The sequence below is a fragment of the Aerococcus loyolae genome (genome assembly GCF_002871915.2).
Classification (GTDB): Bacteria; Bacillota; Bacilli; order Lactobacillales; family Aerococcaceae; genus Aerococcus; species Aerococcus loyolae.
Genome location: NZ_CP126958.1, coordinates 692,936 through 708,097, shown reverse-complemented (window position 1 = coordinate 708,097; position 15,162 = coordinate 692,936). Strand labels below are relative to the sequence as shown.

Sequence of the window (15,162 nt, the reverse complement as noted above, 5' to 3'; positions counted from 1 at the left end):
GGATGAGCCTTTTATAGGCAATAGATACAGGTCATAAGCTCACTATTTATAAGACTTTTCTAAAGAAAAAACTTGGCTATCAACACCAAGTTTTTGGAAAAATATTTTATTCTTCATCATCATTAAATAAATCTAGGGTTTCATTTTCTTCATCACTTGCTGAATCATTTTTGGTCTCTTCATCGGCGGCTTCATCTTCTAAATCATCATCTTCAACAGCTGGTCCAAAGCCATACTCTGCCCGAACCTTACTATCAATTTCCTTAAATATGTCAGGATTTTCGGTGAGATATAGTTTGGCATTCTCGCGTCCTTGGCCAATCCGGTCATCCCCGTAAGAATACCAAGAACCACTCTTCTTAATGATATCCATGTCAGCAGCTAAATCGACTAATTCACCTGCTTGAGAAATTCCTTGGCCATACATAATGTCCACTTCAGCAACCTTAAATGGCGGAGCTACCTTATTTTTTACCACTTTAATCTTGGTGCGGTTACCAATAATATCCTGACCGGATTTGATCCGTTCACCGCGTCTCACTTCTAGACGGATAGTGGAATAAAATTTTAGGGCCCGTCCCCCTGGGGTGGTTTCTGGGTTACCAAACATGACACCGACTTTTTCACGGATCTGGTTAATAAACATGGCAATGGTTTTCGTCTTATTAATGGAGCCCGATAACTTCCGTAGGGCTTGAGACATCAAACGGGCTTGAAGGCCCACGTGGGAGTCCCCCATCTCACCTTCAATTTCAGCCCGTGGAACTAAGGCAGCAACAGAATCGACAACGACAATATCAATCGCACCAGAAGACACTAAGGCATCTGCAATTTCTAGCCCTTGTTCACCAGTATCCGGTTGGGAGAGTAATAGCTCATCAATGTCAACCCCCAAAGCTCTAGCGTATTCAGGGTCTAAGGCGTTCTCAGCATCAATAAAGGCAGCGATACCACCTTGTTTTTGAACCTCGGCAACAGCATGTAAAGCAACAGTAGTTTTCCCGGAAGATTCTGGGCCGTAGACTTCAATAATTCGTCCACGCGGATAACCTCCGACTCCTAGAGCGATATCTAAGGATAAGGAGCCTGACGGAACAGTCGACACCTGTGTATCCGTTGATTCTCCCATCTTCATTATAGCTCCCTTGCCGAAGTTTTTTTCAATTTGTTTAAGGGCCTGATCTAAAGCCTTTTGGCGGTTTGCATCATGTGATGTACTCATTCAATATCCTCCTCGTTTATCTTTCACTCTTAGTCTAACGGCATTAAGTCAAAAAATCAAGCAAAAACAGAACAAATGTTCTTAGGACTTTTCTTGGATAAAATCTAATACTGCTTGGTAGATAACCTTTAAACGAATGGCTGAACGGTTGCCATTAATGTGATAACGTTTGACCTGGGTAGACTGCCCTTGGCTAGCAAAACCACAATAGACGGTTCCAACTTCTTGACCTTCCATCTTATCAGGGCCAGCAACTCCGGTGAAGCTAATGGCATAATCAGCCCCATAGTCCGAGCAGGTTAATTCAGCCATTTGCCGGGCACAAGACTCGCTAACCATGCCCTCTTGGTCGAGAGTTGCTTGACTTACGCCAATGACATGAGCCTTGGCATATTCACTATAGGAAACTGTTGAGCCTTTAAAAATTTTTGAAGAGCCTTCATGGTTGACCAATAAATGCGCCGCTAGACCACCCGTTAGGCTTTCAGCAAAGGCAATCGTTTTTCCTCCTTGGTTCAAATAATCGAACAAGGCATCCATAGGGAGGTAATTATAACCACTTCCGTAATAATATTCGCCAACAAGGTCAAGGATTTCTTCCTGGGCTTGGTCAAGTAGTTTATCTGTAACTGCGTGATTCTCCCCTTGGGCCGTGAGTCTTAAGGTGACTACTGATTTAGATGCATAAGGAGCGATCGTTGGATTACTTTGTTTAGAGATCAGGTTTTCTAGACGACTAGTTAAGGCCGCTTCTCCAATACCAAAGAAATTTAAAAAGCGAGAAGCCAATACCTGTTTATTGGACAAATGTTCAAAGAGATAAGGCTTGACCTCATTAATAAACATAGGTTCCAATTCATCTGGAAAACCAGGCAGGAAAACATAGAGACAGCCCTTTTTATAAATTAGACTACCACAGGCTTGACCCGTTTCATTCTTTAGCGATTGTCCATTTTTATAAGTCAGAGCCATCTGTAGGTTGTTGGAGGACATGCTTTGATGGCGGTCCTGGTAGTACTGTTTTATCTGCTCTAAACACTCTTGGTCGTAAATAAGCTCTTCATTTAAGTACTCGGCAATGGCTTGCTTGGTCAAATCATCCTGGGTCGGCCCAATTCCCCCAGAGTAAATGATCATATCGCTACGTGACTCGGCAATCTGAGTTAATTCAACTAAGCGCTCAGGATTGTCACCCACCACCGTCTCATAGTAGTGTTCAATCCCTAGTTCATTCAGTTGTCTAGCGATAAATGGAGCATTGGTATTGACAATTTGTCCCATAAGCATTTCTGTTCCTACCGCGATTATTTCTGCCTTCATGATTTCCTCCACTCTATTATTCCGTACTTTCAACAATTTTTATTGTCTTCTTTAAAAACTATCACTAAAAACTTGCCAATTCTTTTTAAAATAATCATAACCTGAATAGATGGTTGCTAGTAAAGCCAGGTAGAGGCAAAACTGTCCGAGTGAAAATGGCAAGACTTGGAAAGGAAAATCGTTCATTAATAATAAAATGATCGCCAACATCTGGGTACAGGTCTTGATTTTTCCTGGCCACTTAGCTGCCAAAACTTCCCCTTCAGTCACGATCAAAAGCCTTAAGCCCGTAACGGCCAACTCACGCATGACAATAATGGCAACAATCCAAGCTGGCGCCTTGCCTAGAGCAATGAGCTCGATTAAGGCGGTAATGACCAACATTTTATCCGCTAGGGGGTCGGCAAACTTACCAAAGTTGGTCACCAGGTTATCACGACGAGCAATATAGCCATCCAGCCAATCGGTTAAACTCGCTATGGCAAAAATAAGAGCTGCTACAGCGAATTGTATACTCACGCTTTGACTGCCAATGGCCCATGTTCCCCAATTAAAAGGAATTTCTATTAATAAAATAAATAAAGGAATCATCAAAATCCTTAGCATAGTCAGTCGATTAGGTAAATTCATTATGACAATGTCCTCCTTTAGGAAAATATCTCTTACATTATATCACGTTTTAAATGATCAAAAAGCAATCCAGCCCAGTAAAAAAGTCAAAGAGCGAGCCACTACTAAAGTTTCCCTTCTCTTTGACTTATTTATAATGAGAGTGCGACAGTCACACCAAAGGACGAAACCACTGAAAAAAACTGTCATAAGCTCAACTAAAAGGATGTGAGGACACCGCTAAAGACTTGAATTGCTGGAGGGATATACCATAAGCACAGCAGGGCTGTGTGTTGGTATTTTCTGAAGCAACTTCAAGGCTGGCGTCCGAGCTCAACTAAAAGGATGCGAGGAAGGATCAGGGAGGGAGATTCCTTGGAAGAAAAGCTGAAAAAAGATGGAGCTTTTATCCAGGCCTCTTAGTCTTCCTGATCTTCTTGTTTTTCAGAAATATTAACCGTGCGAGGCTTGCTTCCGTTTTGTTCTGAGACAATGCCGCGTGCCTCCATGTCATCAACTAAACGGGCAGCACGGTTGTAACCAATGCGAAATTGGCGTTGCAACATGGAAATCGAAACCGTTTCGCGACCCTTGACAAAATCAATAACCTCATCCCACATTTCATCAAGGTCGTCAGCCGCGCTATTCTCATTCACTTCGCTAGGCATCATGGCCTCACTATAATTGGCCTCTTGCTGGTCTTTAACAAAGTCAACTACGCTTTCAACCTCTTCATCAGTAATGAAAGCCCCTTGTACTCTTAAAGGTTTACCCTCTCCCATGGGCATAAAGAGCATATCACCGCGACCGAGGAGTTTTTCCGCGCCATTTTGATCGATAATTGTCCGTGAATCAGTCCCACTAGAAACGGCAAAGGCAATCCGGGAAGGCACGTTAGCTTTAATGATCCCCGTAATAACATCAACTGACGGCCGTTGGGTAGCTAAAATCATGTGAATACCAGCTGCCCGCGCCATTTGAGCTAAACGGGTGATGGCAGCCTCAACTTCTTTGGAAGCCACCATCATCAAGTCAGCTAATTCATCGACAATAACCACAATATAAGGCAGCAAGGCCTGTTTATCATCACTGTTCTCATTATATTCACTCACATGATGGTTATAGCCATCGATATTTCGCTGACCCGTTGCGGCAAATAATTCATAACGCCGCTCCATTTCTTCAACTACCTTATTCAAGGCTTGGGCTGCTTTGCGTGGATTAGTTACCACAGGAGTAAGCAGGTGTGGAATCCCATTATAGACGTTTAGCTCAACCTTTTTGGGGTCAATCATCATTAATTTCACTTCATTAGGCTTAGCCTTTAATAAAATGGAGACAATCATGCCATTGATGCAGACGGATTTACCAGAACCAGTAGATCCCGCAATTAAGAGATGGGGCATTTTCGTTAAGTCTGCCACCCGGGTGTCCCCATAAATTGACCGTCCCAAGGGAACTTCTAATAACTTCGTATTGGCTGGCTGGTTTTCAAAACTGTCTCTAAAGGAAACCACAGACACCTTTTGGTTAGGAACCTCAATACCAATCACTGATTTTCCTGGAATTGGTGCTTCGATCCGGATATCCTTAGCTGCTAGGGCCAAGGCGATGTCGTCAGCTAAGTTGGTAATTTTAGATACCTTGGTACCGACTGCCGGTTCAATTTCATACTTGGTAACTGCCGGACCTAAATTCGCCTTAGTCACCTTGGCATCCACATTAAAGCTGGCTAAGGTCTTTTCCAAAGTTTTGATGTTTTCTTTAATAATGTGGTACTCACTACTTTGATCCGTGTGGTGAATCGGATTTAAGAGGCTGACTGGAGGGAGTTTATAATCGGGATTTTCTTCCTCGGCCTCGATAGTTAAATCAGATAAATCTTCTCCATCATCCTCTTCGTCGATATCCAGGCTTAATTGGCTGGCTTGGTCTTGGCTGTGACTTGTCTTTCCCTGGTCAAGAGTTGATTCTTCTTTTGATCCCACTAAGTTTTGGTAGTTGGGGCCCACAATTTCCACAGCGGATTCTTGGTTTTTGTCGTCGTCAAACCTGACTTCACCAGCTTCATCTTCTCCTTCAGCCAGCTTAGAGGAATAATCTTTCACTGGGATTTCTGGCTGATTTTTCTTAACCTTATTCGCCTTGGTTTCTTTACGCTTAGCAGATTTCTCCTTAGTAGCATTTATAAAGCCTTGTAGCCACTGCACCACCATTTGAAAAAGATTTTGGACACTGGAAATCATTTCTTGACCGGATATATTTAGGCAGTAAGCCAACCAAGCTAAAGCAGCTAGCAAAATAAGTAGGTAGGTTCCCCATTGGCTGAGGATAAAGTAACTCACTTGATAAAGGCCAGCACCCATGATACCGCCACCGACTTCTGGCTGAAAATTCCCTTTAAAACCTGCCAAAAAGTGATTTAAACTGACGGCAAATAGAGATTCCCCCTTGGCCATGACTTCTTTAAACTGGATCGCATGGCAGAGTAAAGCCAAAATGGGGACGGCTAATAACAGAGAACTGTACGGGCGTTTGCGCCAATTTGGCCCCTGATTGGTTAACAAATAGGCAAGGGCGGTAATGGCCACCAGGAAAAATCCCAATAGATAGAGCTCACCCACCATAAAGCGCATGCTGGCTTTGACAATTCGACCTAAAAAGCCCAGTTGAAAGCTTCCTAGCCCGGTTAAAATTAAAATAAAAAAAGCGATAATCGCTTGTTGGTAAGTATTATTTGTTTTTTTCTTTGAACGTGTTTTTCTTTTTGCCATAGTTCCTCCCGACTCATCTCTTATTAAGTCAATCAGTCTTCATTATATAATATCCCTCCCATTTTTTAAAGCTGGGCCTTGTTAAGGGCACCCATAGAATCAATCAATTTATTAGAGGGATTATGTTAAAATAAAGCAATAGGAGATGATCATATGCTAACCAGTAAAATCCAAGTTCAAGGACGGGTACAAGGCGTCGGCTTTCGTTTTCACGTTACCCGCCTAGCCAACAAACTGCAACTGACCGGTACGGTAAAAAATGAGTCCGATGGTAGTGTGACTATCCAATTACAGGCAGATGAAGGCCAAAGAGAACATTTTATCACAGAGCTCCAGGATCCTAAAAATATCCCTTACGCTAGAATCGACCAGCTTAGTGTCACGGAAGAAAAAGGTCTTCCAGCTATGCATGATTTTCACCCCATATATTGAAAAAAACAATATTTTTCGCTAAAATTAGGGGCGTTCGACAAATCTATAATTAAGGAGTGCTATTTTGAAAACAAGTCTCAAATCAAAACACCTACAGCTGCTCAGTCTATTGGCTGCCTCTTCCTTATTCTTAGGAGGCTGTGTGAGCCGTAACCAAGACAGCTGGACTTTTCGTTTAATTGCCAGTCCAATTAACCAATTAATTGAATGGTTGGCCCAATTTTTCAATGGTAACTACGGCTTTGCTATTATTGGCCTAGTGATCATTATCCGCCTACTACTTATTCCGCTCACCTACAAGCAACAAACCAGTTCCATTCTGGGGACAGAGAAACGCCGTTATTACCAACCTTACTTGATGAAATTCCAAGAGTTAATTCAAGGCGCCGAAACTCCAGAAGAACAAATGGAATATACCCGTCAACAGCAAGCCTTTATGAAGGATAATAATATTTCCTTATTTGGGAATATGGGCTGTTTACCCCTATTAATTCAGTTACCTATCCTTTCCGGTATGTATGTGGCGATCTATAATAACCAAAATATTGCCAACTACAATTTCTTCGGTTTCTCTTTAGGAGAACCCAACCTAGTTTTAACAATTATTTTTATTCTTTTATCTTTCTTACAAACCCGGATCAGCATGCAAACCATGCCTGCAGAAGTCCGCGAGCAACAAGGTAAATCCATGTTATTTATGCCTCTCATGCTCGGTTTTGTTGTCTTCAACGTCCCTGCTGCCATTGGTTTATACTTAGTAACAACCACCATTTGGGGGATGCTCCAACAATTGGCTATTAATACCTTTGTTCATCCTCGTATTAAAGCCAAAGTGGAAGATGAAATGAAGGGTAATCCCATCCGCTTTGACCAACATTATAAACCCAATAATTCAGTAAAAGACGTCACCCATACAGCAAATTCCTCAACTTCAGCAACTAAGCCCCATAAATCTAACCGGAATGCGGGAAAACAAAACAGAAAGAAATAAAGTTTTAAGTAAGTATTCAAACTAAAATACCCCCTAGCTGCTAGCTCATTAAGCGAACAGTTAGGGGGTATTTTGATGTCTTTATTATGCTAAGAGTTATCTTCATCGCGCATGACATAACCAGCACCGCGGATGGTTTGGATATACTTTTGATTTCTATTGGGATCAATTTTATTGCGTAGGTAACGTATATAAACGTCCACGACATTGGTTTCAACCACACTTTGAAAGCCCCAGACATCTTTAAGTAATTTTTCCCGGCTCAACACCTTATTGATATTCTCCATAAAAATTACTAATAGGTCATACTCGCGTTTGGTCAAGTCTAAGACCTCTTCGCCACGATAGGCAAGATGATTTTCTTTTTCAACTAGTAAATCGCGAAATACCAAGCGGGTCTGTCTAATGTGGTTTTCATTGGCTTCAATGGTCATACGCCTTAAAATTGAGCGTATGTGTGCTAAAAAAACTTCAATTGGAAGCGGCTTAATTAAATAACCATCAGCTCCTTGGTCCAAGGCGGACACTTGGTCAATGACCGATGAACGCTGGGTCATCACTAGAATTGGGACCGTCATCTCTTGCCGCAAGCGGCGCATGACCTCTAGGCCATTTAACAAAGGCAAATCTAAATCAAGTAAAATCAAATCCCATTGGTGTTGATGAGCCAGTTCTAAGCCCATTGGGCCATCATGAGCGATTGTGGCAAAATAATTTTCACTATTTAACTCATCACCAAGGTAATGCACCCATTCTTCTTCAGCATCGATTAAAAGAATTTGCTTTTTTGCTTCCAAACCCTAACACAACTCCTTAATGCGGATTACTGCTTAACTTCCTTTTCTTCATCCCATAAGAAATGATAAGTTCCTTCTTGGTCCACTCTTTGGTAGGTATGGGCCCCAAAATAATCTCTTTGTGCTTGGATCATATTAGCAGGTAGTGTGGCTGAACGATAGCTGTCATAATATGAAATCGCACTAGTAAATCCAGATACCGGAATACCCGCTTGAACTGCTGCACTCACCACATCTCGGGTAGCTTGTTGGTATTTAGCGGCTATTTCCTTAAAGTAATCATCTAAAAGAATATTTTCTAATTCTGGATTATTCTCATAAGCAGCCATAATTGTTTCAAGGAATTGTGCCCGAATAATACATCCCCCTCTAAAAATACTTGCAATGGCCTTATAATCTAAGTCCCAATTGTAAGTCTTACTTGCTTCACGGTATTCCACAAAACCTTGGGCGTAGCTCATTAGTTTAGAGAAATAGAGGGCTTGACGGATTTTTTCAATAAAGGCTTCCTTATCCTCAACACCTTTCACTTGGCTTGGTCCTTCTAAGACTTGGCTAGCACGGACACGTTCATCCTTTAAAGCAGAAATATAACGCGCATATACTGAATCCGTAATAGTTGGTAGCGGCACTCCTAAGTCTAAGGCCTCTTGAGATGTCCATTTTCCGGTTCCCTTATTACCCGCAGCATCAAGAATAACGTCAATCATTGGCGCTTGGGTTTGGGGGTCCTTCTTGGTCAAGATATCAGCGGTAATTTCAATCAAATAGCTGTCTAATTCGCCTTGGTTCCATTGCTTGAAGTATTGAGCACATTCTTCCACGCTTAAATCTAAATAATGACGCAATAAATCATAGGATTCACTAATTAATTCCATGTCCCCATATTCGATACCGTTGTGGACCATTTTAACAAAGTGACCAGCCCCATTTTCGCCAATATAGGTCACGCAGGGTTTCCCATCACTTGGTGCCTTAGCCGCCATGGCTTCAAGAATATCTTTCATTTCTAGATAAGCTTCTTTTTGACCACCTGGCATTAATGCAGGCCCCTTCAGGGCACCCTCTTCACCACCAGAAACTCCCATGCCGATAAAGTGGATCCCGGATTGAGCTAATTTTTCTGAACGCCGCATGGTATCTTTGAAGTAGGTATTTCCGCCGTCAATGAGGATATCGCCTTCTTCTAAAAGGGGTAAAATTTGATCAATGAAATGATCAGTAGCTGCCCCAGCTTTTACCATAAGTAAAATACGACGGGGACGTTCAAGATGTTCAACAAATTCTTCTAGCGAACGGGTAGGGACTAAGTTCTTGTCCTTGTTTTCTTCATAAACGGCTTCCATCCGTGAGGTAGTCCGATTATAAATAGCGACCGTATAGCCACGGCTTTCAATATTTAGGGCTAAGTTTTTCCCCATTACCGCCATTCCGATTACACCAATTTGTGCTTGAGTCATAGTAGTTCCTCCTACATTCTAATAACATTCGATGAGATTGCGTCATTAGGCTTCTCATTTCAATGATAATATTATCAAAGTCTTTAGCAAAAATAAAGACGTAGCCAGGCACTTGTTTTCATCCTTTGCTTAAGTGAAGGCTTAAAGAAATCTTTCTAAGTCCACGTTAAATGTCTTTAGCCTTTATGCTATAATAGCAAGGAGATTATTGTAAGGAGCGTTATAAGGATATGTCAAATTCAACGAATTGGAAAGACCAACGAGAAAAAGCCTATGAAAAATCAGCACGAAAAAAAAGACGTAAGAAAAGATGGGGCAAATTATTCACCTGGGCTATGTTACTTGCCCTCGTTTCAGGTGTAGTGATTAGTCTAGGTGTTGCCGTTTACGGTTATTTTTTCTAAATAAGCACTAAAAAGCTTGCCAATCGAGAGAGGCAAGCTTTTTTTCTATTATTCTTTTTTATGATCTTGATCGTGTCATTGATATTTTTAAAGTAAGTCATCCATGGCTTCTTCTTGGGCAGTGCTTTCCTCCAAGGAATGATGGTCAATTCGCTCAAAGTTAAGCTTAGCTAGGCAATTGTCCACTAGGCTGTCAATATCAAGACGGGATTCATAATATTCACAGCGGTCCACTTTCGGCTTAGTACTTGGTGAAGCCGGTGCAAAAACAGTACAGCAGTCTTCAAAAGGTTGAATAGACAAATCAAAAGTGTCAATCGCCTGGGCAATATCAATAATTTCTAATTTATCCATGGTAACAACAGGACGAATAATCGGTGTTGTAGTCACGGCATTAATGGCATACATGGATTCAGCAGTCTGTGAAGCCACTTGTCCCAGGGACTCTCCATTAATAATGGATAAGGCATGGTACTGTTCACGAATGCGGTCAGCCACTCTTAGCATCATCCGTCGGGTAATAGTCATTAAATATTCACTGGGAATATGCTCCTTAATCGCTTCTTGAATTTCTGTAAAAGGCACTTCAATAAAATCGATCCAAGAGCCAAATTTAGTCAACTTTCCCGCTAATTGTTTCGCCTTTTCTAAGGCTTGGGGACTGGTATAGGGTGGTGAAGCAAAGTGGATGGCAATAGGTCTCACTCCACGTTTCATGGCTAAATATCCCGCTACCGGAGAATCAATTCCCCCAGATAACATGAGGATCCCACGAGAACTGGTTCCCACCGGTAAACCGCCGATCCCTTTAATCCAGTCAGAAGACACAACAAAGTCCTTAAAGCGCACCTTGACCCGGACGGTGAGGTCGGGCTTTTTCATTTTAACTTCTAAATTGGGGAATTCTTCCATCAGATAAGCCCCTAATTCTCGGTTAATAGCATTGGTATCCATATGATAATTGTGGTCGGATCGGGAAGTAGCAACCTTGAAGCTATGAATTTCCCTTTCATCTAACTTTTCTTTCACCACTTGTTTGGCCACTTCTTTTAACAGGCCAAAGTCACGGTCAATTTCGTAGACAGGACTATAACTTTGGATACCGAAAATATATTGCAAGCGATCAATGACGATTTCCTTATCGACGCCATTAAGCTCAATAAACATGAAATCGAACTGTTCACTCACCTTAACCTGTGGATAGTCAGAAAAGATTTGGCGGATATTTTCAGCTAAACGGTTAATAAAACGGCGTTTATTTTTTCCTTTAACTGATAATTCGCCATAACGGATCATGATTTTAGTTTCCATAAGACCTCCTATTGGATAACAGTAAATTTTTGACGTAATTCTTCAAAAGTGTCAATAAAATGTTGGGCTTCTTCTTCTGTATTTTCAAAGCCAAAGCTTAGACGAATAGCCGAATGAGCCCAAGACCCATCGACTCCCATGGCTAGTAAGGTCGATGAAGAATGACCGGTTTGACGGCTAGAACAGGCGCTAGTAGTGGACACATAGATACCCTTTTCTTCCAAAGCGTGGACCATCACTTCTCCACGGACAGCCTTTAAGGCAAAGCAGAGTACATGGGGAGAAGCGCCTGATTCAGGAGAAAAAATCCGGATAGTATCTGGGTATTGTTTGAGGTAATCTCTGATTAAAGCTTGGATGGCTTCTTGGCGCTGATTTTCTTCTTGAGCCCGCTCTAAACTTAAGCGGAAGGCCTTAGCTGTTGCCACAATTCCGGGTAAGTTCTCGGTACCACTCCGTAGATTTGCTTCTTGGCCGCCACCTTCTACTAAATTCTTCAAAGTCCGGTTTTTCTTTTTGTAGAGAATTCCCACTCCCCGAGGCCCATTGAATTTATGCGATGAAAAGGAATAAAGGTCGACACGAGAATGGATGAGCGGATCCTTAAAACGACCCAAGCTTTGGACGCCATCAACATGGAAGTGGATGGTGGGAAAATCGGTTAAAATTTCAGCAATCTCCTTGATCGGTTGGATGGTCCCAATTTCATTATTTACAGCCATGATTGAAACCAGAATCGTATCCGGTCGTATTGCGGCCTGAAGATCCTTGGGGTTTACCCGTCCTTCCTTATCAACGGGTAAGTAAGTCACTTCAAAGCCTTCTTGTTCTAGCTCTTTTAAAGTATGACTGACTGAGGGATGTTCAACACTAGAAGTAATAATATGTTTACCCCGGCCCGCCTTTTCATAGGCCGTTCCTTTGAGAGCCCAGTTATTGGATTCAGTTCCCCCACTAGTAAAAAAGATTTCCTCTGCCTGACAACCACAGAGTTCTGCAATTTGCTGGCGGGCCTTATTGAGCAAGGCTTTGGCTTGGTTACCTAAGTCATGCAAGCTGGAAGGGTTACCGTAATAATTCTCCATGGTCATCACCAGGGACTTTAAAGCGGCAGGGTCAATTTTAGTCGTTGCACTATTATCAAAATAAATGATTTCTGACATAATTACTCCTTTATTAACGATCAAATTAATGACTGCTAGTCATTCAATCAATGGATAAAAAGCAAAAGTGCATCAAATCAATAGCTATCCAATTGATTGAAGCACTTTTCTTGTTTAGAAACTGGTTAATGAGTCTCTATTAATATTTAATACAAACGCTCTTCTTTCTCTTGTCGATATTGGTTCTCCACTTTATTGGATGCCCCTGACTCTAATTGGTCAACAGCCTGACTAATGGTCTGATGGGCCTTTTTATAATCGAAAGTTTGATTAAAGTAGTAAGAAGATTTTTCGATGGCTTGATTTAGTTCGGGATGGTTGGCCCGGTAGCGGTTAGCATATTGAACGGTTTGTTCAGTCAATAAGGCCTGGTCAATCATGTTTTCAGTTTCTAAATCCAGACGCTCAATCGCCTCGGAAACTTCATTGACGAGCTGGTCAATTTCATCCATATCCAGTTTGACCCGATTCATTTTGCGCTCGAGTTCTTCAACTTTATCTTCAGTAGCAAAATAACGATCTAGATAAGCATCAGGAAGTCCCGGTAAATGATACTGATTAACCCGGCGTTTCATGTTACGCATATCTAAGTCGAAAGTGTAAAGCATGTCACGGGCATCGCGTTCTTTTTGCCGGAGATTAGCTAAGGACCCCACAATATGAGATTGGGCCTTATCAATTTCATTAAGCTGTTCATATTTATCTTTATAAACGCTCTGCATGTCGGTATAGGCAATGACGTGGGCTCCGAGTCGTTGGTTAACGGTATCCACATCTTCGTGGATGCGGTCAATTTGATCAGCGTAGTCTTGTAACTTGCCCAGTTCATTATCATGGAGCAGATAATTTTGGGACACCCGGTCAATTTCTAGTGATCCATAGCGATTACTTTGGCGGACTTGGTTAATTCTTTGTTCAAGGTTACCTTGGTTTTTCTCAATATATTCCTTAGCCCGTAATTCAACTTCCATTAATTCATAGCTGCGGTCAATTTGAGCTTCAGTTGCGCTCATTAAGGAAGATGTTTCACTTAAATCGCATTCAGCTAAGGCTGCATAGCACTGCTCGATGCCCTTTTCTACCTGTTGAATTTCTTCATCAACCCGTACACCAGAAGGAAATTGGAAGTCCATATCTAGCATTTGTGAATAGCCTGATTTAAGGTCTTCAAGTTGTTCTTCATATTCATTATCAATCTTATCCAATAGCTTAGGAATTTCTTCCATCATCGCTTCTAAGGCTTCGATATCTTCCTTAGTTTGGTCTAAAACATCATGAGCTGCTAGGTAGTCGGCATCACTCATTAAGGTATTGTATTTGGTAAAGTCCAATTCAATATAAGAAAGATGTTTTTCCAAAGTTTCTTGTGAATCCCCATAGGCATAACCATGAGCAAGGAGTTGTTTTCTTATTTTGGCATAGCGGTCATTAACCTCTTGAAAATAAGCTTCATTTTTTGACTCGCTAGCTAAGAGTTCTTCTAAGGATTGATTGATATTTTGAACATCTTGTAAAGTATCATAAATCAACTTTTCAGTTTCTTCGGCCGTTTTTCGAGACTTAATGAGTGAAAATTTATCAGCATCTGCCTGGGCCTGCACCAGTGCAGCTTCAATTTCAGGTAACTTATACTGTTTAATGGTTTGCCACTTGGCTTGTTCAGCCTCAAATAGCCGGCGTGTATTACCACTCACATTTTTATTACGGATAGTGTAGAGTTTATCTGCAACAGGAATGGCCATGATCTCCTGTTTCTTCTCATCAAGTTCTAGGTTGGTTTTGCTTTGCTTGCGACCTAAGTAGTAGAGTAGGCCATAGCCAATCAAAATAATCACAATGATGATGATTAGAGCAATTATAAATCCCACTGTCTTCCCCCCTCTATTGCTAAAAAGACGCTTTTATACCTAATAATAAACATTATACGCTAAAGTTAGGACTTAGTCCACACTAGCCTCAGGGCAATAGCCAAACTATTCATCAAAAAAGCTCCACTACCAATAAACAATAAAAGTCTGTTACAAAAACTGTAACAGACTTTTCTAAGAACGGATTAAACTTGGTTGTAGTATTCAACAACGAGTGATTCGTCAATTTCTTGGTTCATTTCATCGCGTTCTGGTAAGCGTGATAATGAGCCTTCTAGTTTATCAGCATCAAATTCAACATAAGGAACGTGACCGTATAAACCTTCAACAGAATCTTTAATCACTTGTAGGTTTTTAGATTTTTCACGGACGCCGATAACTTGTCCTACTTCAACAATGTAAGAAGGAATATCAACACGTTTACCATCAACAGTGATATGTCCATGGGAAACTAATTGACGTGCTTGGCGACGGGTAGAAGCTAAACCTAAACGGTAAACCATATTATCTAAACGTTGTTCTAAAAGGGTCATAAAGTTGGTACCCACAGTACCTTCTTTAATCTTTTCAGCACGGTTATATAGATTATGGAATTGTTTTTCAGTTAAACCATAGATAAAACGTAATTTTTGTTTTTCTTGTAATTGAAGACCGTATTCAGATAAGCTCTTACGACGTTGGTTAGGTCCATGTTGACCAGGAGCGTAAGGGCGACGAGCTAATTCTTTACCAGTTCCGGATAATGAAATCCCATAACGACGTGATTTCTTCCAGCTTGGTCCTGTATAACGTGACATAAATTGTTTCCTCC

At 41.3% G+C, this 15,162-nt stretch carries 13 protein-coding genes; 3 read left to right on the top strand and 10 right to left on the bottom strand.

The genetic code is table 11. From position 1 onward, the window contains the following. Positions 1-106 precede the first annotated feature (106 nt). From recA to CJ190_RS03125, 4 genes are all read right to left on the bottom strand, one after another. Complete coding sequence (gene recA, locus CJ190_RS03140; RefSeq protein ID WP_064292334.1) at positions 107-1,222, bottom strand: recombinase RecA; 1,116 nt, start codon at positions 1,220-1,222, stop codon at positions 107-109. Between the two features lie 81 nt (positions 1,223-1,303). Then, complete coding sequence (locus tag CJ190_RS03135; protein WP_070598017.1) at positions 1,304-2,542, bottom strand: competence/damage-inducible protein A; 1,239 nt, start codon at positions 2,540-2,542, stop codon at positions 1,304-1,306. Between the two features lie 51 nt (positions 2,543-2,593). Further along, the gene (pgsA, locus tag CJ190_RS03130; RefSeq protein ID WP_064292332.1) at positions 2,594-3,172 is read right to left on the bottom strand and encodes a CDP-diacylglycerol--glycerol-3-phosphate 3-phosphatidyltransferase; all 579 of its coding nucleotides are present in this window, start codon (positions 3,170-3,172) and stop codon (positions 2,594-2,596) included. Between the two features lie 398 nt (positions 3,173-3,570). Continuing rightward, positions 3,571-5,925, bottom strand: a complete 2,355-nt coding sequence (locus CJ190_RS03125) for a DNA translocase FtsK (RefSeq protein WP_064292330.1) — start codon at positions 5,923-5,925, stop codon at positions 3,571-3,573. 153 nt (positions 5,926-6,078) lie between these two features. Here CJ190_RS03125 and CJ190_RS03120 point away from each other — a divergent pair, with 153 nt between their 5' ends. Both CJ190_RS03120 and yidC read left to right on the top strand, forming a co-directional pair. Continuing rightward, positions 6,079-6,357, top strand: a complete 279-nt coding sequence (locus CJ190_RS03120) for an acylphosphatase (protein ID WP_064292329.1) — start codon at positions 6,079-6,081, stop codon at positions 6,355-6,357. A gap of 64 nt (positions 6,358-6,421) precedes the next feature. Beyond that, entirely contained in the window at positions 6,422-7,348 is a 927-nt protein-coding gene (gene yidC, locus CJ190_RS03115; protein ID WP_064292328.1) for a membrane protein insertase YidC, read from the top strand. Positions 7,349-7,437: 89 nt separating this feature from the next. On the opposite strand, the gene CJ190_RS03110 is transcribed toward yidC, so the two are convergent. Both CJ190_RS03110 and gndA read right to left on the bottom strand, forming a co-directional pair. Then, on the bottom strand, positions 7,438-8,145 hold the full coding sequence (locus CJ190_RS03110) for a response regulator transcription factor (protein ID WP_013668854.1): 708 nt from the start codon (positions 8,143-8,145) through the stop codon (positions 7,438-7,440). A 26-nt stretch (positions 8,146-8,171) separates the two neighbouring features. Beyond that, positions 8,172-9,605 (bottom strand): NADP-dependent phosphogluconate dehydrogenase, encoded by a 1,434-nt coding sequence (gene gndA / locus CJ190_RS03105; protein ID WP_064292327.1) that lies wholly within the window; start codon positions 9,603-9,605, stop codon positions 8,172-8,174. 230 nt (positions 9,606-9,835) lie between these two features. Between gndA and CJ190_RS03100 the strand changes: the two genes are divergently transcribed. Further along, positions 9,836-10,009: a hypothetical protein gene (locus tag CJ190_RS03100; RefSeq protein WP_064292326.1), complete on the top strand. Its 174-nt coding sequence runs from the start codon at positions 9,836-9,838 to the stop codon at positions 10,007-10,009. A gap of 87 nt (positions 10,010-10,096) precedes the next feature. Here CJ190_RS03100 and thiI read toward each other — a convergent pair whose 3' ends face one another. From thiI to rpsD, 4 genes are all read right to left on the bottom strand, one after another. Next, entirely contained in the window at positions 10,097-11,320 is a 1,224-nt protein-coding gene (gene thiI / locus CJ190_RS03095; RefSeq protein WP_064292325.1) for a tRNA uracil 4-sulfurtransferase ThiI, read from the bottom strand. A gap of 8 nt (positions 11,321-11,328) precedes the next feature. Further along, positions 11,329-12,474: a cysteine desulfurase family protein gene (locus tag CJ190_RS03090; RefSeq protein WP_064292346.1), complete on the bottom strand. Its 1,146-nt coding sequence runs from the start codon at positions 12,472-12,474 to the stop codon at positions 11,329-11,331. A 155-nt stretch (positions 12,475-12,629) separates the two neighbouring features. Next, positions 12,630-14,351, bottom strand: a complete 1,722-nt coding sequence (locus CJ190_RS03085) for a septation ring formation regulator EzrA (protein ID WP_064292324.1) — start codon at positions 14,349-14,351, stop codon at positions 12,630-12,632. A gap of 185 nt (positions 14,352-14,536) precedes the next feature. After that, positions 14,537-15,148 carry a 30S ribosomal protein S4 gene (rpsD, locus tag CJ190_RS03080; RefSeq protein ID WP_013669168.1) on the bottom strand — a complete coding sequence of 204 codons (612 nt, stop codon included), beginning with the start codon at positions 15,146-15,148 and terminating at the stop codon, positions 14,537-14,539. Positions 15,149-15,162 lie beyond the last annotated feature (14 nt).